The sequence below is a fragment of the Agrobacterium sp. 10MFCol1.1 genome, from assembly GCF_000381165.1.
Classification (GTDB): Bacteria; Pseudomonadota; Alphaproteobacteria; order Rhizobiales; family Rhizobiaceae; genus Agrobacterium; species Agrobacterium tumefaciens.
Window position 1 is genome coordinate 15,870 of sequence record NZ_KB906079.1, and the last position, 23,268, is coordinate 39,137.

The 23,268-nt window shown below is 58.0% G+C and carries 22 protein-coding genes and 1 pseudogene; 17 read left to right on the top strand and 6 right to left on the bottom strand.

Going from position 1 to position 23,268, the window contains the following annotated elements; translation table 11 throughout:
• Positions 1-40 precede the first annotated feature (40 nt).
• Genes F617_RS0118715 through F617_RS0118725 form a run of 3 tightly spaced genes read left to right on the top strand, consistent with a single transcriptional unit; the run spans position 41 to position 3,175 of the window.
• Positions 41-559, top strand: coding sequence for a hypothetical protein (locus F617_RS0118715; RefSeq protein WP_245260825.1), 519 nt, complete (start codon positions 41-43; stop codon positions 557-559).
• A gap of 1 nt (position 560) precedes the next feature.
• Positions 561-1,808, top strand: a complete 1,248-nt coding sequence (locus tag F617_RS0118720) for a DNA phosphorothioation-associated DGQHR protein 1 (protein ID WP_019566305.1) — start codon at positions 561-563, stop codon at positions 1,806-1,808.
• 26 nt (positions 1,809-1,834) lie between these two features.
• Entirely contained in the window at positions 1,835-3,175 is a 1,341-nt protein-coding gene (locus F617_RS0118725; RefSeq protein ID WP_081626773.1) for a transposase, read from the top strand.
• 77 nt (positions 3,176-3,252) lie between these two features.
• Here the strand turns inward: F617_RS0118725 and F617_RS0118730 are convergent, their stop codons facing one another.
• From F617_RS0118730 to F617_RS0118740, 3 genes are all read right to left on the bottom strand, one after another.
• Positions 3,253-4,158 carry an HNH endonuclease gene (locus F617_RS0118730; protein ID WP_019566307.1) on the bottom strand — a complete coding sequence of 302 codons (906 nt, stop codon included), beginning with the start codon at positions 4,156-4,158 and terminating at the stop codon, positions 3,253-3,255.
• A 311-nt stretch (positions 4,159-4,469) separates the two neighbouring features.
• Positions 4,470-4,907 (bottom strand): hypothetical protein, encoded by a 438-nt coding sequence (locus F617_RS0118735; RefSeq protein WP_026330942.1) that lies wholly within the window; start codon positions 4,905-4,907, stop codon positions 4,470-4,472.
• 54 nt (positions 4,908-4,961) lie between these two features.
• Positions 4,962-5,930 carry an RHE_PE00001 family protein gene (locus F617_RS0118740; protein WP_019566309.1) on the bottom strand — a complete coding sequence of 323 codons (969 nt, stop codon included), beginning with the start codon at positions 5,928-5,930 and terminating at the stop codon, positions 4,962-4,964.
• Between the two features lie 481 nt (positions 5,931-6,411).
• On the opposite strand from F617_RS0118740, the gene F617_RS0118745 reads away from it, so the two are divergent.
• Positions 6,412-7,620: an MFS transporter gene (locus F617_RS0118745; RefSeq protein WP_019566310.1), complete on the top strand. Its 1,209-nt coding sequence runs from the start codon at positions 6,412-6,414 to the stop codon at positions 7,618-7,620.
• Positions 7,621-7,720: 100 nt separating this feature from the next.
• On the opposite strand, the gene F617_RS0118750 is transcribed toward F617_RS0118745, so the two are convergent.
• On the bottom strand, positions 7,721-8,809 hold the full coding sequence (locus F617_RS0118750; RefSeq protein WP_019566311.1) for a hypothetical protein: 1,089 nt from the start codon (positions 8,807-8,809) through the stop codon (positions 7,721-7,723).
• Between the two features lie 347 nt (positions 8,810-9,156).
• Here F617_RS0118750 and F617_RS0118755 point away from each other — a divergent pair, with 347 nt between their 5' ends.
• The 8 genes and pseudogenes from F617_RS0118755 to F617_RS28905 form a co-directional block, all read left to right on the top strand.
• Positions 9,157-9,594, top strand: a complete 438-nt coding sequence (locus F617_RS0118755) for a hypothetical protein (protein WP_019566312.1) — start codon at positions 9,157-9,159, stop codon at positions 9,592-9,594.
• 129 nt (positions 9,595-9,723) lie between these two features.
• Positions 9,724-10,233 (top strand): cytochrome P460 family protein, encoded by a 510-nt coding sequence (locus F617_RS0118760; protein ID WP_019566313.1) that lies wholly within the window; start codon positions 9,724-9,726, stop codon positions 10,231-10,233.
• A gap of 183 nt (positions 10,234-10,416) precedes the next feature.
• Positions 10,417-12,162 (top strand): cytochrome c biogenesis protein DipZ, encoded by a 1,746-nt coding sequence (locus F617_RS0118765; protein ID WP_034502378.1) that lies wholly within the window; start codon positions 10,417-10,419, stop codon positions 12,160-12,162.
• Positions 12,163-12,208: 46 nt separating this feature from the next.
• Complete coding sequence (locus F617_RS0118770) at positions 12,209-12,967, top strand: alpha/beta hydrolase (protein ID WP_019566315.1); 759 nt, start codon at positions 12,209-12,211, stop codon at positions 12,965-12,967.
• Positions 12,968-13,168: 201 nt separating this feature from the next.
• A complete protein-coding gene (locus F617_RS0118775; protein ID WP_019566316.1) occupies positions 13,169-14,215 on the top strand; it encodes an alpha/beta fold hydrolase in 1,047 nt (348 codons plus the stop codon).
• A gap of 95 nt (positions 14,216-14,310) precedes the next feature.
• Positions 14,311-15,051, top strand: coding sequence for a response regulator (locus F617_RS0118780; RefSeq protein ID WP_003508322.1), 741 nt, complete (start codon positions 14,311-14,313; stop codon positions 15,049-15,051).
• Positions 15,048-16,364 (top strand): ATP-binding protein, encoded by a 1,317-nt coding sequence (locus tag F617_RS0118785; protein ID WP_019566317.1) that lies wholly within the window; start codon positions 15,048-15,050, stop codon positions 16,362-16,364. The genes F617_RS0118780 and F617_RS0118785 overlap by 4 nt, the downstream gene beginning before the upstream one ends.
• A 113-nt stretch (positions 16,365-16,477) precedes the next feature.
• Positions 16,478-16,612: pseudogene (locus tag F617_RS28905) on the top strand (integrase); the annotation flags it as partial.
• Positions 16,613-16,626: 14 nt separating this feature from the next.
• On the opposite strand, the gene F617_RS0118790 reads toward F617_RS28905, so the two are convergent.
• Complete coding sequence (locus tag F617_RS0118790) at positions 16,627-17,040, bottom strand: type II toxin-antitoxin system VapC family toxin (protein WP_019566318.1); 414 nt, start codon at positions 17,038-17,040, stop codon at positions 16,627-16,629.
• Entirely contained in the window at positions 17,037-17,285 is a 249-nt protein-coding gene (locus tag F617_RS0118795) for a type II toxin-antitoxin system VapB family antitoxin (protein WP_006313527.1), read from the bottom strand. Before F617_RS0118795 ends, F617_RS0118790 begins: the two co-directional genes overlap by 4 nt.
• Positions 17,286-17,861: 576 nt before the next feature.
• Between F617_RS0118795 and F617_RS0118805 the strand changes: the two genes are divergently transcribed.
• From F617_RS0118805 to F617_RS0118825, 5 genes are all read left to right on the top strand, one after another.
• Positions 17,862-18,278 carry an organic hydroperoxide resistance protein gene (locus tag F617_RS0118805; protein ID WP_019566319.1) on the top strand — a complete coding sequence of 139 codons (417 nt, stop codon included), beginning with the start codon at positions 17,862-17,864 and terminating at the stop codon, positions 18,276-18,278.
• Positions 18,256-18,414, top strand: a complete 159-nt coding sequence (locus tag F617_RS28435; protein ID WP_155846277.1) for a hypothetical protein — start codon at positions 18,256-18,258, stop codon at positions 18,412-18,414. The genes F617_RS0118805 and F617_RS28435 overlap by 23 nt, the downstream gene beginning before the upstream one ends.
• Positions 18,415-18,713: 299 nt before the next feature.
• A complete protein-coding gene (locus F617_RS0118815) occupies positions 18,714-19,523 on the top strand; it encodes a cyclase family protein (protein ID WP_019566320.1) in 810 nt (269 codons plus the stop codon).
• 756 nt (positions 19,524-20,279) lie between these two features.
• Entirely contained in the window at positions 20,280-22,157 is a 1,878-nt protein-coding gene (locus tag F617_RS0118820) for a TRAP transporter large permease subunit (RefSeq protein ID WP_019566321.1), read from the top strand.
• 65 nt (positions 22,158-22,222) lie between these two features.
• On the top strand, positions 22,223-23,233 hold the full coding sequence (locus tag F617_RS0118825; RefSeq protein WP_003517515.1) for a TRAP transporter substrate-binding protein: 1,011 nt from the start codon (positions 22,223-22,225) through the stop codon (positions 23,231-23,233).
• The last annotated feature ends 35 nt before the right edge of the window (positions 23,234-23,268 follow it).

Here is a 23,268-nt window from a genome sequence, read left to right on the forward strand (position 1 = left end):
GGTGCCTGGTAAAGATTGACGAAAGGAAGGGCCGAGGGGAATGGTCAAAGGTTCAGGGGGCGTTGCTTATCTACAACGTGAATTGGGACGAAGGTTTTTTGGCCCGATGGGTCACTTTACGTTCTGGGTCTATCTCATCGTTGGTATCGTCGGCTTTGCCGGATTCGGCTTCTGGTACGAAGCTTTACCGCTGATGCTGTCGCGCCCTGGGAGCACGAGTGCGGGTGTCTTCACCGCAATGCTCACCTTCTTCCCGGCTCTCGCAGGATCATCTGTTCTTCAGCTCCTTTTTGCTGACGGCGAGAAGCCGCTAAAAGCATTCTCCGTGATCTACAGTGCGATCCTCATTGCGCTTGTCGTCTGGCTCGGTTTTGCAAGACCAAACGCCGAGTGGTTGGCTTGGGCGATCGCGACCGTTGGATGTATCCTCGCGATTTTGATGTGGTGGCTGACAAGCGGTGAAGATCCAGCTTTCAACGACGCCATCGACGATCGCACGACGCTTGGTCCTGACACAAGCGTTACTCCAAAGGGCGATCTTAACGGTTTTGAGGTGTAATATGGTCAGCTTCCCTTATAAGACCAAGGCGATCCTGGTCGAACAACCGCTCTACACTTTTTATGCCGCCGTCATCCCGGCGGAGGTTCTCCTGACCGTTGCTTTCAGCGACGCCATGCAAGCAAAGATCAAGGACGACGGGATCGGTTACACGGTCGAGGCAACGCAGCGGATTATTCAGTCGAAACGCCTCGAGCAAATTGCCAAGTATATCGACCGCGAGGACGCGGCGTTTCCCAATGCGATCATTCTCGCTGCAAACTTCCGTTCCGATGGACTGATCGAGGACGATGAGCCATCGCTGACAGACACGGAAGAGCAGAACCCGGCTGAAGTTCCTGTTGCACCGCCCTCGCGTCGGTGGGTGCTGACGGAAGATGCCTGTGGAGGCTTTGATCTCGTTATTCCGTCGGAGGCAAAGCTCGCCGCGATTATCGACGGTCAGCACAGACTGTTCGCCTTTGCAGAGGCTGATCGCGCGGAACGCTTGCAGATGAACCTTTTATGCTCGGTGTTTATTGACCTACCGAAACCCTACCAAGCGCAGCTCTTTGCGACAATCAACTCGACGCAAAAGCCAGTTGACAAGAGTCTTACTTACGAGCTCTTCGGCTATAATATCGAAGAAGAACAACCCGAATATTGGTCGCCAGACAAACTTTCCGTATTCCTGTCGCGAAAGCTTGGGACGGATCCCACGTCCGCGCTCCGTGGCCGCATCCTGATCGCCCCGAAGAAAGACAAGGCACTTGAACAACTAGGTGCAGCAACGGACTGGGGTGTTTCTACCGCAGTTGTAGTCGAAGGGATAATGAAGCTGTTTTCGTCCAACCCCAAACGCGACACGCAGCTTATGCTTACTCCGAGTCGCAATACGCGCCGCGTGCTGCTGGACGGCCCACGGGACAGATCGCCGCTACGCGCTCCATACATCGAGACCAACGACAATCTGATCTACACCCTTGTATTCAACTACCTTGCGGCCTGTGAGGACGTGTTCTGGTCTAACGCGAGCAGTAAGTCCTTCATAATGCGGACCGTCGGAGTTCAGGCACTGTTTGATGTTTTGAGGCGTGTTTTCGCTCCAGCGGCGCTCGAAAAGCGAAACTTGAAGAAGGAATTCTTCGCAGAGCATTTGTCGCGGGCCGCGCACATTGATTTCGCCGGAGAGTCGTTCAAAAACGCATCCGGGTCGGGACGGTCATTCATTCGACGAGCACTTGAGGAGGCCATTGGTCCTATCAAGTGAGCCGGCTCCTCGATTTTCCCCCTAATATGTACGAACTTGCTCCTGACGAGGTTGCCCTGTTTGGGCATGACCCCGACATCAAACGCTGCGTTGAGCATTTCAAAGCGGCATTGGGTCACGAAGAATGGATTAAGCGACGGGATGTGACCGCTAAGCGCTTTTATCAATCACTGATCGGTGAGAAGCCGGATCCTACTGGCGTTGGCAAGTTTTACGATGGCAAGGACCTTTTCGCCTGGTATCTGTTCCTCGGCGAAGCCTTCAATGATCATCCCCAAAACTACGAAGTAGTCTTTGGTTGCCGAGTGATGCCCGTGTTCTCGGCACTTGGCCGCAACATCGAGAACTTGCTGAAAGTCGGTGGATATGAGGAGCGGCTGAAGAGGCTCATCTTTAAAGAACGGGGTCAACCCAATGGCGGACTGTTCGAGTTTCTGGTTGCCGCTGCTTACGTACGCGAAGGTTATCAGGTTGCCTTCCACCCCGAAGAACCGGGTCGCGGCCGAACACATGACCTGGACGTGATCCGTAGTGGACGTCGTTTCGCTATAGAATGCAAGAGAATGGAAACCGGCCAGTATCACGAGATCGAGCGGAAGCGGATGCGGGGTTTGTGGAAGCCCGCTTCTGATTTTCTAGTTAGAACAGGCGAGTCGTTTTGTTTCGACCTGACGTTCAAAGTCGAAATCGACAAAATCCAAAATAGTTTTCTCCTTGATCTGGCAAGTGATTTTCTTACCAAGAAAATCGACAATCAGATCATTCACGGCGACTTGGCCTATGGTACGATGAGGCGCCTCGATCTGTCTCCGCTGAAGGCAGCCCTATCGGAATCGAGCTGGATGCACCCAGGGCCGAAGTATAACAATTTTCTACTCGGCTCGTACCGGCGCTATGAGTCCCTTCTGCTCGCGCACAAGATCAGGTTCGCGCAGAACCCGCACTTCATTGACGAGGTCGATCAGGCTGTTGCCCTTCGCTGGGTGAGCGGGTCTGATGTGGCGATCGGGAAAAAGGCTCGCGATGTCATGGGCAAGTTGGTTGAGGCCAACAAGCAGCTCCCGGAAGACACCGTCGGCATTGTTCACATAGGTCTGGATGCTCTGGGTGGTGATGTAGTGGAACAGCGTAGGTTCGACAAAATTCGGACGAGCGTCGCCAACTTCGATACCGATGGAAAGCCACTGCGTTACGTCTTCTGCCACTATTTCTCTCCGGAAGCATCTATCGAAGAGGCGTGGGCAATTGACGAGACCACGTCTTACCACAAGGCGAGCGCCGACCCCCTGCCGCTAAACAACACCTTTTTGATAACTCCAGCCAAAGAGCCCATGCGGTCGGGCGTTCATTGGGATGGCGCAACATAGCCTGTGAGGCTGCAGTCGCAATCATTATCAATACTGCGAGCCCTCTCTGTTTAATTCCCTCGGTGACCTACCCACTTTTATGACTGGGTATCGATTAGTGTCTTCAGCTCGGCGACGGTCAGGCATTTCGGACCATAGTGCGCCATCCGGTGGCAGTTCGCGCAAAGCATGGCGAAATCCTGAACGCCCGTAGGTCGATTGTCACCTTCACGCTCGTTGAGCGGGTTGATGTGGTGAGCCTCAATAAACCCTCTTCCGTGGGAGCCATACACCTTTTCGAAATCGAAGCCGCACGCCTCGCAAATCAGAGGTTTGGCTGTCCCTTTTGCCAGCTCGACGATTCCGCGGTGACGAACGAGCGTTTTCACCTCTTTAATAACGCGCTTGCCTTCCTGAACCGAGAGCTCCGGCGATACTATCGGTGACACAGCGTCTGGCCTCACGCGTAATCCCACCACAGTAAATTCGAGAGAGGTAATCTCTTTCTCTGCGTCCCTATAGCTGAAGTGCCTGTGCCGCGCGTACGGAGTGTGCGCAGCCGCATATAGGGCCTTCAGCGGATAGTGGATACCGCCCTCGTTGACGTACCTGCTTTTAGGCGGGTTGCCCTCGGTGTATTTAGTTAGAAACCTCGCTGTCCCAATCTCGCGAAATTCCCGCATCGCCCGCAGCACCGTCGCTCTGGTCGGTCGAAGGATCGGAGGTCGATCCTCTTCTCCGACTGCAACGATATCGATAAACCCGACCTCACGCAGTCGTCGGATGCCGTTGCGATAGTCCATACCGCTCGGGTTGGCCGGAGGCGTATGTGCTGCCACCGATATGGCTTTCATCGGGTAGAGGTTGCCGTTGATCCGCACAAGCCATCGTTCGGGCGGCGCGCCTTTTTCATACTTGTCGAGGAATTGCTTTGCGCCAATCCTGTCGTATTCCGCAGCAACACGGAGGACGCTTTCCCGTGTTGGCTTGGGTTCATCAGCCATGCTACCTCGAAAATAATACGCTCTCCTGCGTGAGCTCCTGGATCATCACTCTTCCACCAACGTAGGCCCAAGCTACACTGACCGCATTCGGTCGCCAAGGGCAACGTCCGGCGATTGGAGAGAGGAGAACGCGGTTACTTGCAAGGCGATCTCGCTCACGATTCACAATGTTCCCCACGCCCAAAACCTCCCCTCCCCGTCATCTCGAGAAAGTCGAGCTCCAAGACGATCCGCCGCGCCGCCCGCGGCGTTAGGCTCAGTGATGGACGCCGCCGCCGTGGCCGGGCTCATTAGACGCGTGGGCTGTACCGTTACGAGGTAAAGAAGGAAACTGCTTGGGAGGCTGATACACGTTGAGGAAGGCCCTTGCCTCTGGCAAGCTCGCGGATCGTTTGGAACTTGAATTTCTTGTTCCCAGCGGCGTAGTTGTCAATCATATGGACCACCTCGCCATATGTCTTGACTATCCGAAGTTTGCCCCTATTCGCGCCACTACCATACTCGTTGCAGCCGTCGCACCAGAACATCACGCCGTCCGCACCCGTATACATGCTGGCTCTCGTCGCAGTATTTGCGCAGCTATGGCACTTATGTTCAATCGGTCGGCGGTCGAAGATGCCGATAAGTCGCTTAAACTCGCCCTTCATCTTTTCAGACCCATGCCCGAGCGCCCACTGGACAAAATCAGGGTGGTTAAGGACCATATATTCGTAGCTTCTTCCAGCGTGCTTTCCTGACTGAATTTCCATCGCGTACCTCCAGCGGGGGGACACCCAATATAAGATCGAGAAGACACAATTTCACTACGCTTCGGCCAATAAATTAATCCCTGCCAGCGCTGCGACCCTACATTTCGGTGCAAACAGGGGCGTGGGTTGAACGAAGGGTATGTCGGAAAGGATTCCCCGTCCGCTATCCCGCGCACCCGAGTCGCCATCGGTGGCGACGCTATCCAGTTCGGTGACGAGTCCACCGGTGTTGATGGCGGCGAGGTGATTTTGCGTGGTGATGCCGGCTTGGCGCAAAAGCGAGGCCGACAGCAACCGCCCCAACCATGGCGCGTGTTGCAACACATCGAGACTGTACCAGGCGTCAAGCACGACAATCGCCTGCAGCATCGCCGGCAAATCTCTGGCCTGCCGCTGCACGGTGCGCCATTCATCCAGCCGGGCATCTTCATCCCAGTCGAGATCGTAAACCAGCGGGTCGGCCGGAGCCCGGCCTGGCTTCCTTGCTTGCGCGATGGCGGCCTCGGATCGGGCGAGTAGCGCATCAATTTCAGCGAACTCATCCAGCAGATCTGGATCATCGTCTTCAGACGCCCCCTGCCCTGCATCGTTGCGATCGTCATCCACGATCTCACTTGTCACGCCCGTTCCTGCTTTGCCCGACGATGCTACAGACCACGCCTGCTCGGTTCGGTCCTGGCGTAAGCTACGAATACCGTCTGGCGACAGTGCCCAATCTGATGGTTGTGCAACGATGCGCCGGCGGGTTTTCAGAACGTCGCGGGCGATGGTCAGTTCATGGGTCGGCGCGCGGACATCACGGGTGGCGTCGTGCAGCACCAGGTCTTCAAGATGCACCAGTTCGCCATCGATCCATAGCGAGGCACAGGCGTCACTAAAATTCCGGCGTTCACACCAGCCTGCGCCAACGGTGGAGCGGGCAATGCGCTCATCGAGACGACAAAATGCTGCCGTGGCATCGCTGAGCGGTTTCAGCAGGGGGGAGATGGGAAATTTGGCGAGATCGTAAACCATTGAAATCATAGTAAATGATTTGTTAAACGAATGCTATATGTCTTTTACTGTTCGTCAGTGGATATGGTTGGCAGTTGGTATAAATACCAACGATAATTACCCCTTAACATCAGTAGAATCGCTTGATTCGCAGTAAAGCAATATAGATATATTCATCATTTATATTAATCTATACTTAAGCAAGCCTTACGAACGGGATTCCGGTCATCCAAACGCCCGCGCGTTGAGGACGCGCAGGTGGCAATCGGCGCTGGCCCTGCGGGCGAAGAAATCCATCCGGATCAATATGGTCGCATCAAGCGGTGGTTCCCCTGGGATCGCAACGCAAAGAAGGATGGCACGGATACGTGGGATAATCCGGCCCGCACAGTGCGCAAGAAAGATTGTGCAACGCACAAAATTCGGAGGAATAGGTATGAAATTCGGATTTTTAGATACATATCATCCGAAAAAAATCGTCTAAAACTCTCCCAACGCAAGGAGAGACACCATGACGGACACGACATCAGAATTTGATGGGTCAACAATTGGCCTGGAGGCCGCAGAGGAACCCGCATGGACCGCCGCAACCTGGTTTGCGGTTCTTTCGATGGCGGCCACCAGCTTTGCGCTGGTATCGGCCGAGTTTCTGCCCGCGGGATTGTTGACGCCCATGGCGCGCGATCTCGGTATTACCGAGGGCACGGCCGGACAGGTTGTCACGGCTACAGCCTCCGTGGGCGCTGTAACGGCTTTGCTGAGCAATGTTCTCATCGGCAAACTAAACCGCAAGACTGTGCTTGTCGGTCTTAGCGCGCTGGCGATTGGCTCCAACATTCTCGCATCAGTTGCTGCCGATTTCTGGCTATTGCTGGTCGGCCGGGCCGGACTGGGTATTGCGCTCAGCGGCTTCTGGGCGCTTTCGGTTGCTGTCGTGGCGCGGCTCGTTGGCGCGAATTCGACCGGGCGCGGCATGGCTATCGTCACACTCGGCGTTTCGCTCGCCACCATTGCGGCTCCCTCCATGGGCGCCTTGATCAGCGACTGGGTGGGATGGCGCATTGCCATGTCGATGACGGCGGGGCTTGCGATTATTGCCATGCTGCTCCAAATATTCAGCCTGCCCTCGCTGCCAGCGAGTACAAGCAACAGTCTTTCCGATGTTTTCCGGCTGACGCGGCGGCGCAGCGTTCAGCTGGGGATGCTGGCAATTCTGTTGCTGATGACGGGGCATTTTGCCGGTTCGGTCTATGTGCGTCCCTTCCTCGAACAGGTGACGCTGCTTGAGACCACGCCGATTGCTCTTGCCCTGCTCGGCTTTGGCGTCGCTTCGGTGATCGGCAATGTGCTGGGGGGCCGGATGGCTGACACCAGTATCCGCCTCGCGCTCATCGTTACCGCCGCCCTGATGGCATTTGCAACAATCGCCCTCGTCCTATGGGGTGTTCATAGCAGCGCCGCATTCGCGCTCGTCGCGCTCTGGGGTCTTGCCTTTGGCATGGCGCCCGTGGTGCTGCCGACCAACCTTTCCCGCGGCGCACCCGATGCGCTGGAGGCGGCAGGCAGCCTGATGGTTGTTTCTTTCCAGGTGGCCATCAGTATCGGGGCGGTTGTCGGCGGATACATCGTGGATTCCTACGGTGCCACTGCGCCGCTGGCGCTGACCGCGATCCTGGCTGCATCCACGGTCGCACTTGCCTTGCTGCAGCGTCGCGATTGACCCTGTCCGTGACGGCAGATGCCTAAAACGAAAGTCCCGCCCGGAATTTGGTCCGGGCGGGACATTTGTGAAAAGACGATTTTTCTTGCCGTCGCTCTGATTACTTGCGGTAGGAAAGACCACCCCAGATACGGCCTTCGTCTCTGTGGCGGCCGCCGTGTACTGCACCGATATAAGCAGCGGCAGCGGAAACGAGTGCGGAAGCAGCCAGCAGGAACGCGGTCAGAATGCCTGCGACGCGCGCTTTTTCTGCGGCATCCGCGGCTTTGGCCTTGGCATCGTCCAACGCCTTCTGCGCCTCAGCCTTAAGGGCTTCGACCTGCTTCTGCGCTTCATCGACCTTCTTCTGCGCTTCCGCCCTGACGGCCTGCACGCGTTCTACCGTCTGGTTTACGCGCGTTTGCGCATCCGTCTGGCTGATGTTTGTGCGGGCAGCGACCTGGTTGGCAAGCCATGTCTTATCGGCATCAGATATCTCACCGGTTGCAAGAAGATTGCCGAGGATGCCGCTGATCTGGCGCTGATAGTCGCCGGCGCTCTGGTCACCCGTAAGAGGGGCGGCGGGCGCATCGGTTCTCAAAAGACTATCCGTGAAATAGTCGATTGGATTGGCTTTCAGGCCCTGCGGAAGCATTTGCTCGATGCTGGGCGCTGCAGCTTGACCGGCGCCTTGCGCCAGACCACCTGCTGCACTACCAGCGCCGGAAATGATGCCGCCCGCAAGTTGGCCAGCACCCTGAACGGCGCCACCGACTGCGGAACCCGTTGCCTCAACCGCGGTCTGCGCCACGCTGCCGACAGCCTTGGCGCCACCGGACAGAACGCCGAGCGCTAGAAACGCCGAGACGACCGTGCCGAGACCCCATACGACCAAGCCATTCACACCATCGCGGACGGTCAATTCGTTCCTGTCGGCAGCGCCGGCAGGCCGACGCATGCGGCCGGCAATATAGCCACCCAGCATGTAGGAGCCGACCATGGAAATGATGACGAAGAGCGCGGTTATGATGAGCCAGACTGTGCTGACCTCGCCGCCATTGTCCGCCGAGATTGAACTCAGGCCCAGGCCGCCCGCAAATGCGGTGAGAATGGCCATGGCGCCCGAGGAAATGACGGCACCGGCGAAAATCGCGGGCCAATCCACATAGCTGCGGTTTGGATTCGTTTCGATACCCGTTGGATCAACCATCAGCGTAGCCCCAACAATGAGAGGATGAACAGGACAACGACGACGAGGCCGACTAGATAGATGATGGAATTCATGCGATCTCCTCCGAATGGACGATCAATCCTCCGCGTAGCGGCGATTATATGCAGTGAGACATGCGAGCTGATTGCTCCTTCACCAAACTCGCCGCGCTCCGAAAAGTTTCACGACTTCTCGTTGCTTCGGAATGATTTTGCGCAATTCCACCGGCGAGGTGACGAAAGAAATGTGCTCGTGGTCGCCAAAGAGAGGTCGCCGAACGCAGGCAAGCAGCATGACCAGCCAGACACAAGCCACCCGAACCAGATTGCGACCGAAGGAGATATACCATGTCTGCAATCGATCGAATTGGCTCCACCGCTTCGCTTTACATACGCCCACGGCCACAGGACGTTTCCCAGGCAGTGCCCGATCCCACACCCGAGCGGTCGGCATCGTTGATCGGAGGGGGCGCCGCGCCTTCGCTCTCCTCCAATCTTGCCAACGCACTCTGGTCACTCCGGGGGCAAGAGGGCGGAATAGAAGAGACCCCGCTTGAGGGCGGCGGAACAGGCTCCGATGAGGCCGAGCTTAGCCGCTGGGCAAATATGAGCCTTGGCGAGAAAATCCGGGCCCAATATCAGGAGGCGCGGGGATTGTCCGAAGGCGACCTCGCCGCCATGCCGCCCGACGAAAGGAAGGCAATAGAGGACGAGATCCAGAAGGCGATAAGGGTCGCGATGGAGTCTCCAAAAGACGATGACGTGAGCGTGCTCGCGGGCCTTTGAGCGTGACATGCCTCCGGGGGCACTGCGCACTGCTACGATCTGATACATAAATGCGGGTTTCAGGAAACATGCCGGATACCTGCAGGGAAGATCATGGCCTGATCTATTTCGGATCAGGCAGGATTTTCCATGAAGAGGCAGATTTTCTTCGCCGTCGCCCTATCGGGTGCGGCAGCAGGTTTTGGAACCGTTTATTCGAGCTCAGCGGACACGCCGCCGGAACTTGCTTCTCCCATCTATGGTGTCACGCTTCCTGAAGGATATCGTGACTGGAAGTTCATCGCGCCCGCGCAGGAAGCGCCGCCGCTGGACGAGCTTCGCGCTGTTCTGGCAAACGATATCGCCGTCGACGCCTACAAGAGCGGAACCCTGCCCTTCCCCGACGGCTCGATACTGGTGAAGCTCGCCTATAAGCGGCAGCAATCCACGGAGTTTCCGCCGGCCACGGTTCCGGGCGCGGCGACCACTGTGCAGGTGATGGTGAAAGACTCCATGAAATATGCCGCCAGCCACGGCTGGGGCTTCGGGCGGTTTGCCAACGGCAAGCCGGTGGATGCCGCCCAGCATGAGACGTGCCTCTCCTGCCACGAGGGCAACGTCAAGGACCATGATTTCGTCTTTACGCGATATGTACAGTAACCGATGCCGGGGCTCCGGCGATTTCGCTTTCGCGACTGTTCGCGGAAAGGCGGCCTCTACACTCGATTACAAATTCACCGAAGCCCCGACACATCGGGGATACGTGACGCCGGGAAATTGGTGCCATCGCCGGGTCGCCTTCGCCGCCCGGAGCCGCGAACCCCAGCCTGAAAGGACACGATGATGACGTTTCTGATCATTGCCTATCTCGGAGGGGCGCTGACAATTCTCAGCCCCTGTATCCTGCCCATCCTTCCCTTCGTTTTTGCGCGGGCGGGACAACCGTTCCTGCGCAGCACGCTGCCCCTGCTTACGGGAATGGCGGCAACCTTTTGCGCCGTCGCGACGCTGGCGGCGGTGGGCGGCAGCTGGGCAATCAGCGCCAATGAATATGGCCGGCTCGCGGCTCTTGCGCTGCTTGCGGTCTTCGGCGTCGGCCTGATTTCTCCACGCGCGGCCAGCATCATCACCCGCCCGGTCGTTGAACTCGGTAACCGGCTCGCCAATGCCGCCGGCAAGCCCGGGTCAGTACCGACGATTGCGGGCTCGCTGATACTCGGCATCGCCACCGGCCTTTTGTGGGCACCCTGCGCGGGACCAATCCTCGGGCTTGTCCTGACGGGGGCGGCCCTGAAGGGGGCCAATCTGGAAACGAGCCTGCTGCTTGCCGCCTATGCCGCCGGGGCAGCGACATCCCTTGCCGTTGCCATCCTCATCGGCGGCCGGGTATTTGCGGGTATGAAGCGGTCTCTGGGTTTTAGCGAGCGGATCCGCCAGGCGCTTGGCGCGGCGGTGCTTGCCGGCGTCACGGTCATCGCGCTCGGTCTGGATACAGGTTTCCTGTCGCAGATTTCCTATGCGAGCACGGCATCCTTCGAACAGCAGGTGCTCGATCGGCTCCACACCGCCAAAGCGCCTGAAGCGGCGGGCGCCAGCGCCAGCGCTGCTGCGGCCCGGTCGGAGCTGCCGGTTGAGGGCAAGGCTCCATCCCTCGATGGCGCCAACGAGTGGCTCAATTCCCCGCCGCTCACGCGCGAACAATTGCGTGGCAAGGTCGTCCTCATCGACTTCTGGACCTATTCCTGCATCAACTGCATCCGCACCATTCCCTATGTGCGGGCGTGGGCAGACAAATACCGCGATCAGGGCCTCGTCGTCATCGGTGTCCACGCACCCGAATTCGCCTTTGAAAAGAAGATCGACAATGTCAGGCAGGCCGTCGCCGGCTTCAAGATCGATTACCCGGTGGCGATCGATAATGATTACAAGATCTGGCGCGCCTTTGATAACAGCTATTGGCCGGCGCATTACCTGATCGATGCCAAGGGCCAGATCCGCTACCACCATTTCGGCGAGGGCAACTACCGGCAGACCGAAGAGGCGATCCAGGACCTGCTGCGTGAAGCCGGTAGTAGCGCTTCCTCCAGTGCACCGGTGAGTCCGGAGACGACAGGGGCTGAAGCCGGTGCGGATATCGGGCACATGCGCTCCGGCGAAACCTATATCGGCTACCGACAGGCTGAGAATTTTGCATCTAACGAGGCGGTGCGCGCGGACACGCCGCGCGACTACTCCGTCACGACGCCTTCTCTCAACGAATGGGGACTTTCCGGTACCTGGACGGTTGGCGCGGAGGCGGCCACACTTGATGCGGCTGATGGCGGCATAACCTACCGCTTCAGCGCCCGTGACCTGCATCTGGTCCTTGGGCCGGCAAGCGCCGGAAAACCGGTTCGTTTCCAGGTCACCATCGACGGGCATCCGCCGCGCGCAGATCACGGCATCGACACGGACGCCGAGGGCAACGGCGTTGTTACCTCAACCCGTCTTTACCAGCTCGTCCGCCAGTCCGGCACCGTCGAAGCGAGAACCTTTGCCATCCGCTTCCTCGACCCCGGCGTGCAGGCCTATGCCTTCACGTTTGGCTGAATCTGCATTTTCCTTCCCTTTCACATTAAACCAAAGGAAAAACATGATGCACCGTCGTCTCATGCCAAAATTCGCGATTGCCATCGCAACCGCACTGATCGCTTTTGCCGCACATGCGGCGGAGGTGAAGAATATCGTCATAGTCCATGGCGCGCTGGCCGATGGCTCGGCCTGGCGCCGCGCGACAGAGATCCTTCAAAGCCGCGGTTTCAACGTCACGATCGTGCAGGAGCCAATCACCTCGCTTGCCGATGATGTAGCGGCCACCAACCGTGTCCTCGATCTCCAGCAGGGCCCCAGCCTGCTCGTCGGGCACAGCTACGGCGGCATGGTGATTTCGGAAGCCGGTAACCGGCCGGATGTGGCCGGGCTGGTCTATGTCGCCGCCTTCCAGCCGAAGAAGGGAGAGAGCCTTCTCGACCTCGCCGGCTCCAAACCGCCGGCCGGCAACGGCATCAAGCCGACGAAGGATGGCGCGTTCCTTTATCTCGATCCGGCCGTCTTTGGACAAGATTTCGCCGGCGATCTGCCGCATGAGGACGCAACCTTCATGGCAAGAAGTCAGGTCTTCGCCGCCAAGGCCGCCTTTGCCGCCAAGGCCGGCGAACCCGCCTGGGAAACCAAAAAAAGCTGGTCGATCGTCGCAACGCAGGATAGGTCGATCAACCCCGATCTCGAGCGCGACATGGCCAAGCGCGCTGGCAGCGCGGTGACCGAGATTGCGGCAAGCCATGCGGTCTTCGCCTCCCAGCCCGATAAGGTTGCAGACGTCATCGAACAGGCCGCCCGGCAATCCTCAAAGTAAGCGCACCTCGGTAAGATCAAATGCAGCCGCCCTAGACAACGGGGCGGCTGTTTGCGTTGGAAGGGCGAGCCAAATGTATCAGTCTGTATCCGGAATGCGCCCTGCTACAAAACCATTCACATTCGCCTCCCTTTGGACACATCGAGGATACACGCACCCCGCTACCTGTCCGGCATCCAACACGGACAGGAGAGATAGCAAATGACTTCCGAGATCAATTTCCAACGCCGCCGCTTCTTCGGCATTGCCGCAATGACGGTTGCCGCCGTCGAATTCGGGGCCACAGGCCTTGCTCATGCTAAGGGCGAAGCGCCTGCGCCTCAACCGTCAACCGGACGCGACGGAGCGACCTCCTTTGGCGCCCTTAAGCAGGTTGAAGCGGGTGTACTCAGCGTCGGTTACGCAGAAGCCGGCCCCGCAGACGGCCCAGTCGTGCTGCTGTTGCACGGATGGCCTTATGACATCTACAGCTATGTTGATGTCGCACCCATCCTTGCATCGGCTGGATATCGGGTACTCATCCCCTATCTGCGCGGATATGGCACGACCCGTTTTCTCTCGGACGACACGGCACGCAACGGACAGCAGGCGGCGCTTGCGGTCGACATGATTGCCTTTCTCGACGCACTCGGCGTCAAACAGGCCGTCGTGGCAGGTTATGACTGGGGCGCTCGCACCGCCGACATCATGGCCGCACTCTGGCCCGAGCGTTGCACCGGGCTCGTATCGGTCAGCGGCTATCTCATCGGCAGTCAGGAAATCAATAGAAAGCCACTTCCGCCCAAGGCGGAACTTTCGTGGTGGTATCAGTTCTATTTCGCGACGGAACGCGGCCGTGCGGGCTACGCAGCGAACACCCGCGACTTCGTGCGCCTGATCTGGCAGACGGCATCTCCGACCTGGAAATTCAGTAACGAGACCTTCAATCGTTCGGCCCCCGCATTCGACAATCCCGACCATGTGGCCATCACCATCCATAACTACCGCTGGCGGTTGGCACTGGCAGACGGGGAAGCCAAGTACGATAATTACGAGCGCCAGCTTGCAAAACTTCCCGTCATCACCGTGCCGACGATAACATTGGAAGGCGACGCCAACGGTGCTCCGCATCCGGACCCTTCCGCCTATGCATCAAAGTTTTCCGGCAAATACCAGCACCGCAACATCAGCGGTGGCATAGGCCACAACCTTCCGCAGGAAGCGCCAGAGGCTTTTGCCAGGGCTGTTCTGGACGTCGCAAAGCTTTAAACTTGCCGAAGCCCGCGAACCGTTGTCTTACTGCATGTGACAGCGGGGCGCGCGGTAGCGGGCCACTCGAACCGTCCGGACGACGAAGGCATCCAATGGACCATATCGACCATATTCTCGTCGTGGACGACGACAGGGAAATCCGGGAGCTGGTCTCCAGCTACCTGAAGAAGAACGGCCTGCGTACGAGCGTGGCGGCCGATGGACGGCAGATGAGAAGTTTTCTCGACGGCAATACCGTCGATCTCATCGTGCTCGACGTGATGATGCCTGGCGATGACGGGCTAGTTCTATGCCGCGAGTTGCGGGCGGGGAAACACAAAGCCACGCCGGTGCTGATGCTGACCGCCCGGGATGACGAGATGGATCGCATTATCGGGCTCGAAATGGGCGCCGACGACTATCTGTCGAAGCCCTTCGCTGCCCGCGAACTTCTTGCGCGTATCAAAGCCATACTGCGCCGCACGCGGATGCTGCCTCCCAATCTGCAGATCAGCGAGGCCGGGCAGCTCCTGACCTTTGGTGAGTGGCGCCTCGACACGGTGGGCCGTCACCTGCTCGACAGGGAGGGCACGACCGTGGCCTTGAGCGGCGCTGAATACCGGCTCCTTAGGGTCTTCATCGATCATCCCCAGCGCGTCCTCAACCGGGACCAGCTGTTAAATCTCACTCAGGGCCGTGATGCCGAACTTTTCGACCGATCGATCGATCTTCTCGTGAGCCGCGTGCGCCAAAGGCTGGGGGATGACGCGCGCGAACCCGTCTACATCAAGACGGTGCGGGCGGAAGGCTATGTCTTTGCGGTGCCCGTGGAGATTTCGGAGCCGAGGATATGAACGGCCCACGCCTGCTCGCCGGCTGGTGGCCGCGCTCGTTGCGGTCCAGACTTTTCATCATCCTGTTTGCGGGCCTCGCCATTGCCTACGGTCTGTCGTTCAGCATCCTCTTTGCCGAACGATATATGTCGGCAAAGGCGGTCATGCTCGGCACTCTTGAGCAGGATCTGGCTGTATCGATCGCCATAATCGACCGCCTGCCTGCGGAAGAGCGGGCGCAATGGGTCCATCGCCTGAGCCGCAGCAATTATCAGCTCGTCCTCGGCCCGGGTGTTCCAGGTGTTTCCGACATGTCTGGCCGCGGCGCTGAAATTGCGCAGAGGATCGAGGAGGCCGCAGGACACCGTTTCCCCGTCAAGGTCGAGTCCATTCCCGGCGACGGCAAGCGGCTTCAGGCGCATCTGACGCTATCGGACGGCTCGCCCCTCACAATTGACGTGACACCGCGCGGCGTGATGCCGCTGGCGGAGTGGCTGCCTTATGTCTTCGCCGCGCAGATGGCGCTTCTACTTCTGTGCACCTGGTTTGCAGTGCGACAGACGACCAGACCGCTCAGCGCGCTGGCTGCGGCAGCCGAAGCGTTGGATCCGGGGGAAAAGGGGTTGCCGATGAGTGAGAGCGGCCCAAGCGAAGTTGTCCACGCCGCCCGCGCCTTCAACGCAATGCGCGATCGCGTCGCCCAATATCTCGAGGAGCGGGTCCAGATTCTTGCGGCGATTTCGCACGACCTGCAGACGCCCATCACCCGGATGCGGTTGCGGGCCGACATGGCAGACGATACGCCGGAAAAGGAAAAGCTGGTCAGTGACCTGCGTGAAATCGAACGTCTAGTACAGGATGGTATCGCTTATGCACGCAGCGCTCATGGCAATGGCGAGAAATCCTCACGTATCGATCTGGCCTCTTTCATCGACAGCATAGCCTACGACTATCAGGATACCGGAAAAGCAGTCACGGTTGACGGTATGGTGCGCGGCACAGTATCGACAAAGCCACATGCCCTGCGAAGAATCCTGACGAACTTGATAGATAACGCGCTCAAATTCGGAGGCAGTGCGGAAATCAACGTCGACCGGCGCACTGAAGGCACCGTGGTCATCACGGTGCTCGATCGTGGGCCGGGCATCCCCGACGAGATGCTGCAAAATGCCATGCAGCCCTTTTTCCGGATTGAAACATCGAGAAACCGCGACACCGGCGGAACAGGACTCGGACTTGCGATCGCGCAGCAGCTCGCCGGAACAATCGGCGGCTCGGTGCGCCTCTATAACAGGCAAGGCGGCGGGCTTGCAGCCGAGGTGGCTTTTGCCTGACAGGGACGCAGATTAACGATAAGTATCCCTTATCATTTGATCACCTCGGACTCCGGAATAACGACAGCTTGGGCCCTAGCTGAAGTAAGCACTTCGCCAGATGGTGTGTGCGCCTGACCGAGGCTGCCAACCGCGGAATTCCCCTGCCAGAAGCCATGGAGCAATCACGCCACCGATCCGTCCAGCAAGCATCCAGCTATTATAACAGTGCTACACGGAGAAGCAGGCGAGCGGCCCGATTTTTGTAGATCGGGTCTCACTGTTAGAATTGCCAGGGCGAGATCAATTCGAGCCCTGTCGTCTCGAAATCTTTGAGGTTTCGGGTCGCCAACCGGCCACCATTGATCCGCGCTATCGCCGCGATCATGCCGTCCGGAGCCGACATCCCCCTCCCCTGCCGCGCAGCCTCTCCCATGATATCGCCATAGGCCAATGCTGCTTCTTCCGTGAAGGCAAACATCTTGTCGGAGAACCGGCGACGCCAGCTCACAAGTCCCTCTTCCAGGCGATCGGCGCGCTGATCCGGCCTGATCTTTTGAATACCAAAAGCGATCTCGGCAACTGCAACCGTCGACAATGCCAATTCGGCGTCGTGACGAACCAGCCATGCTATGACTGCAGAATCGGGAGCTTTCTTCAAAGTCTCCGACATCACATTCGTGTCGAGAAAAATCAAAGCTCGACGCCTTTGTGAGCGCGTCTGTTTTCATCGATGATACTGTCGAAATCGATATCCGTACCCGACTGCGATGAAAGACGACTATAGAATTTCGCAGCGGGTTCACGTCCTGCCTCACGAGCCTCATATGTTTCGAGCGCGCGCTCGACGATATCGGCAATCGTGCGATTTTCTCGGCGGGCGAGCTTGTGTGCAAGGTCGCGCGCTTTGGAACTGCGGACAGATAGTTGCGGGGTTACCATTGAGTGCTCCTTCGTCTGGATCGAATATAGCTTAAATGAAGGTAGCCATCAAGATGGCATCTGCCATCTTGATGGCTACCTGTTGTTTTTTCGCACCCTTTGTTTCGGCCATCATGCATGTTCATTCCGCGTGGAGACAACACATCCCCCCCCTGAACGCCGTGCTTTAAGCAACTTCTGCTGTAGACGGCCGCCAACGTGCATTTGATGCAGGTTATGTCATAGCTCCACCGAACGCCGCATTTCGAGCCTGATGACGTTGTACTTAGCTCATACACGCTTACAACCGGTCATTTTTTCGCGCATTTCTTATCTGTACAAAGCACCTGAAAAATGCGCGAAAATAACATGACAAAACGGCAAGCCGCCAATCCATCGCAGGTCCCCAAACGGGCCGCCAACCTGCCCACCGCAGAACTCCCACCAAAATATCGAAAAGGTGGCGTCTGAAGACCAGTAACAACGATACTTTTCGATACAGTTTTGCAGTTTCCGGAAACATGCCGGATACGCCGATCCGTCACAAAGCTCCTATCACGAAACGCCGCAGCAGCGGCACAATGAAAGGAGCCTCCCATGACCAAGATCGAGACTGTTCTTTATACCGGCAAGACCCACACGACCGGTGGGCGCGACGGATCGGCGCAAAGCGATGATGGCGCGCTTGGCATCAAGCTTTCCCCTCCGGGCAGCGGAAAGCCGGGCACGAATCCCGAGCAGCTTTTTGCGGCAGGCTGGTCGGCATGTTTCATCGGCGCCATGACAAAGGCGGCGGCAAAACACCAGCTCCGGCTTCCCGCCGACACCACTGTCGATGCGGAGGTTGACCTCGGCACGACGGGTGGCGAATTCTTTCTGCAGGCTCGCCTGTCGGTCAGCCTGCCCGGTATCGATCGTCCCATCGCGCAGACGATAATAGAAGATGCCCACCAGATCTGCCCCTATTCGAAGGCAACCAGGGGGAACATCGATGTTACGCTCATTCTCGCTTAAGCCGATGGTTTCCGCCCGCGCGCTTGTCATCGCCATCGTGTTTGCGGCGATATTTGCAGTGCCATGCGTATATGACGCAACATCCGACGAGCCCTCGCCGCTTGCGGGACTTCTGGGCGCGGTTTCATCGATCTGACCCAAGGAAACGGCTCGGCGCCCCGCCGCGGCCGTTTTCGCCAACACTTCTTCCTGCCATCCCTCTTAGTAACGCAGTCGCGTCGCGCAACGCCCTGCGGCAAGCGGATAATCTGTCCACCACCCTTTCCCGATATCGGAGACCGGCCTGCCGGTGGGCAAGCGGGTACTGCCTATGGACGCCGGGCTGCCGAAACCGCCATCTGAACACGGGTCAAAAATCAGGGAAGGTCATGGCTTGCGTCACTCCATCGTTGCGCTACGGTTGCGATCAGGGATTTTCACTGGAGGGACTAAGGTATGTGCAACCATTGCGTGATCGAGAACGTGAAAAAGAACATGCTGTCGCGACGCTTGTTGTTCAAGGGCGCCGTGGCCGGTGTAACGGCGATGACGGCTGGCAGCCTCGCGGCCCCGGTGCTTGCGCAAACACCCAGACAGGTCATCGATCTCACACATACATATGATTCCACATTCCCTACATTCGATGGCAAGCCGGGCATAGAATACGAGTGGGCAGCTGAGATCGCCAAGGACGGTTATCAGCTCCATAAACTCACGATCTACGAACATACAGGAACGCATATTGACGCACCTTTCCACTTCAGCGCCGACGGGGCGAGTGTCGATCAGTTGGAACCGCAAAAACTTGTCGCGCCGCTGGTCATCATAGACATCACAGACCGCGCAAAAGAGGATGCCAATTCCACGATCGAGGCCGAAGACATCGAGCGCTGGATATCCGCAAATGGCGACATTCCGGCAGGTTCGATCGTCGCTCTGCGCTCTGGCTGGGCAACCAGAGTAAAGAGCCCTTCCTTCCGCAATGACGACGCCGGAAAATTTGCCTTCCCCGGTTTCGGCAAGTCGGCAACCGACCTTCTGCTCAAACACGATACGGTCGCCATCGGTGTCGACACGCTCTCGCTTGATCCTGGCAACTCTGCCGATTTCGCAGTTCACAATTCCTGGCTCCCGGCAGGGCGCTACGGCATCGAAGGCCTCAACAACCTTGAGGCTTTACCGGTAAAGGGCGCGACCATCGTCGTCGGTGCGCCTGCACATCGCGGCGGAACGGGTGGTCCGGCCCGGATTCTGGCTCTGGTCTGAACGTAGTACGGCGGGGCGCCCCTGCATGCAGCAACCGCTTACCTGCCGCATCAGATCAATCCGCTCAGCATCCGCCGCAGTCTTCAAGGAAAGGCTGGGCGATGCTTCGCCGCGCGCTTGACAGGAAGAATTCCAAGCGGTGACGTCGCGAAGAACATATTTTCTTGCCGCATAACGTTAGGTCAAGAAACCACCGCAAGGGAAGGTTTCGATAGATAATCGACGCCTGTATTTCCGTTTAGGGAGCGCTCCGCCGCACCACCGTCATTTTTCCCATTGCGCCCAGCGGTCGTCACTTTGCAGCTTTTCCAACCCTCGCCAGTTTAAGGACAGGCAGACATGTTTTCCGGCTCTCTGTAACGCGACGCAGGCGTCCCGGATGTCCGGCGACCTGCTCTAATCGGTAGGCACGATTTGCATTGACTGGCCTTTGAACGAGGTGCCGCGCTGCAAGGCGATCACGAGAAATGAGCGCTGCCATCAAGTATGATCCACTATATGGACCTTATAGATGGACAAATTAACTGCATAAATCCGTCTATTTACTGTTGATTTCATGAATTTTCCTGTGTATCCCGAATACATGATTTTGTAACGGTCCATATTGTGGAGGCAATATCCCGATACATTCAGACCTTTGGAGGGGTCTGGCCTGTCTGGCAACAACAGCTATCCTGATGTCGCGGTCGTGGCACGGACGTTCTGTTTTGCAGACATGTTCATTGCGAAGGTTGTTCTGTGGGAGAGGAGGCCCCGATGACCATGACCGCAAACGCGAATGACGACGTATTTGTACTCGATGGCGAACTGTTGCACACCGGACAGGTAACAGGCTCCTGGTTCATGCGCCCCATCGAGGCCGTGGCGGCGGTGCTGCTGGCGGTGATGATCGGCCTGCTTCTGCTGGGCGTGACGTCACGTTATGCCCTGCATCTGCCGATTGTCTGGATCGATGAAACGGCGTCCTTGTGCTTTCTGTGGTTTGCCATGCTGGGCGCGGCAATCGCGATCGATCGCAGTGAACACCTGCGCCTCACGCTGTTTCTCAACATGTTCCCGCAACGTGTTCTGGGCTATATCAATTCCCTGGCACTGGTGCTGGTGGCGACATTTCTTGCGGCAATCATCAAGCCCGCCATGGAATACGCCATCGAGGAGTGGGTGGTGACGTCAGCGGCGCTGAATATTCCGATGTCGTTTCGCGCTGCGGCGCTGCCGGTCGGCGCCTGTCTCATGCTGCTTTTGGTGCTCAACAATCTCTTCCGGCGAGAAAATCTGCGCGATATCATTGGGGCCCTTGTAACGGTCGCGGTTGCCTCCGGCCTGCTCTATCTGGCATCGCCGATGCTGGAATCCCTCGGCAATTTTAATCTGGCGATCTTCCTCGGCCTGTTCGTTGCACTATTTCTGGTGCTGGGCGTTCCGATTGCCTTCTGCTTCGGCCTTGGAACCCTCGCCTATCTGACCTTCACCACCTGGGTTCCGACCATTGTGATGATCGGGCGCATGGATGAGGGCATGTCCGGCATCATTCTGTTGTCAGTGCCAGTCTTCGTGCTGCTGGGCTGCGTGCTCGACGCAACCGGCATGGGTAAGGCGATTGTCGAGCTTCTGTCCTCGATGTTTGGCCACATTCGCGCTGGCATGTCCTATGTTCTGCTCGGTTCTCTGTTTCTTGTCTCCGGCATTTCCGGCTCCAAGGTTTCTGATATGGCAACCGTCGCACCGGCGCTGTTTCCGGAAATGAAGCGCCGTGGCCACAAACCCAAGGAAATGATCGCGCTTCTGGCCACCGGCGCCGCCATGGCCGATACGGTTCCGCCCTCAATCGTGCTGATCGTTCTGGGTTCGGCTGCAGGTGTGTCTATTGCCGGCCTCTTCACCTCCGGTTTCATGATTGCAATGGTACTGCTTCTGGTGCTGGCCGTTCTGGCCCGCTGGAAGGCGCGGGATGAAAACATGGAAGGCGCAAAGCGCACGCCATGGCCGCAGGTCGGCAAGGCAGCCCTGATTGCCGCACCGGCGCTCGTTCTGCCCTTCCTCATCCGCAGCCTGGTGGGCGGCGGTGTCGCCACGGCAACCGAAGTGTCCACTATTGCCGTGCTCTACGCCATGATCGTCGGCGCGGTGCTTTATGGCGGCATCAGCCTCAGGAAGCTTTATTCGATGCTGGTCGAGACGGCAGCCCTTTCAGGTGCGATCCTGCTGATCCTCGGCTGTGCATCGGCCATGGCCTGGGGGCTGACACAGAGCGGCTTTGCTTTCCAGCTGACCGCGATGATTACCGATCTTCCGGGCGGCTGGATGACCTATATGGTCGTGTCGATCCTGATTTTCATGATCCTGGGCTGCGTCCTGGAAGGACTGCCAGCAATCGTTCTGCTCGCGCCGATCATGTTCCCGATCGCCCGCACGCTTGGCATCAATGACATTCATTATTCCATGGTCGTGGTGGTCGCCATGAATATCGGCCTGATGGCGCCGCCCATCGGTATCGGCTTTTACATCGCCTGCAAGATCGGCAACGTGTCGCCGGACGAAGCCATGGGTGCCATCTGGCCCTATCTCGCAGCCATGATCATCGGCCTGCTGCTGATTGCAGCAATCCCCGGATTTTCGACCATTCTGCTCTGAGACCGTGGCGGGTCCGCCCGCCACGCCGATGAATGATAACTGCTTTATTTTGGGAGGAGAAAGCAATGAATATCAACAGACGTACCATACTCGCCGGCGCCGGTTCCGCCGTACTGGCCACCGCCTTCGTGTCGCGCGCCCGCGCTGCTCAATACAATTATAAATATGCCAACAATCTGCCTGCGGCGCACCCGATGAACATTCGCGCCAAGGAGGCCGCCGAGCGCATCGCCAAGGAGACCGATGGACAGGTCAATATCAGCATCTTCCCCAGCAGCCAGTTGGGTGCCGACACAGACGTTTTGAGCCAGGTGCGCTCTGGAGGCGTTGAATTCTTCACGCTTTCGCCGCTGATCCTGTCGACGCTGGTACCGAACGCCTCCATCAGTGGCATCGGTTTCGCCTTCCCGAACTATGAGTCCGTATGGGCGGCCATGGATGGCGATCTCGGTAAATATGTCCGTGGCGAAATTGCCAAGCAGAATCTCGTTGCCATGGACACCATCTGGGACAACGGCTTCCGCCAGATCACCAGCGCTTCCAAGCCCATCGCCACGCCGGCCGATCTCGAAAGCTTTAAGATCCGCGTGCCAGTGAGCCCGCTCTGGACCTCTATGTTCAAGGCATTCAAGTCGGCCCCTGCCTCGATCAATTTCGCCGAGGTCTATACCGCGCTGCAGACCGGTGTGGTCGATGGCCAGGAAAATCCGCTGGCGATCATTTCCACCGCAAAGCTGTTCGAAGTGCAGAAATTCTGCTCGGTCACCAATCATATGTGGGACGGGTTCTGGTTCCTGGCCAACAAGCGCGCCTGGGAGCGTTTGCCGGATGACCTGCGCGCCATCGTCGCCAAAAACCTCAACCAGTCGGGCAAGGATGAACGCGCCGATGTGGCGAAGCTTAATGCCTCGGTCAAGGAAGATCTGATTTCCAAGGGCATGACCTTCAACGACACGGATGCGACACTCTTCCGCGCCGCGCTGAAAGAGGCAGGCTTCTATTCCGAGTGGAAGGGCAAATACGGCGATGAAGCCTGGGCCATTCTTGAAAAGGCCGTTGGTGCAAGCCTGACCTGACCGGCCCGTTGAGTAACTGGCCCCGCCCGTAGCGG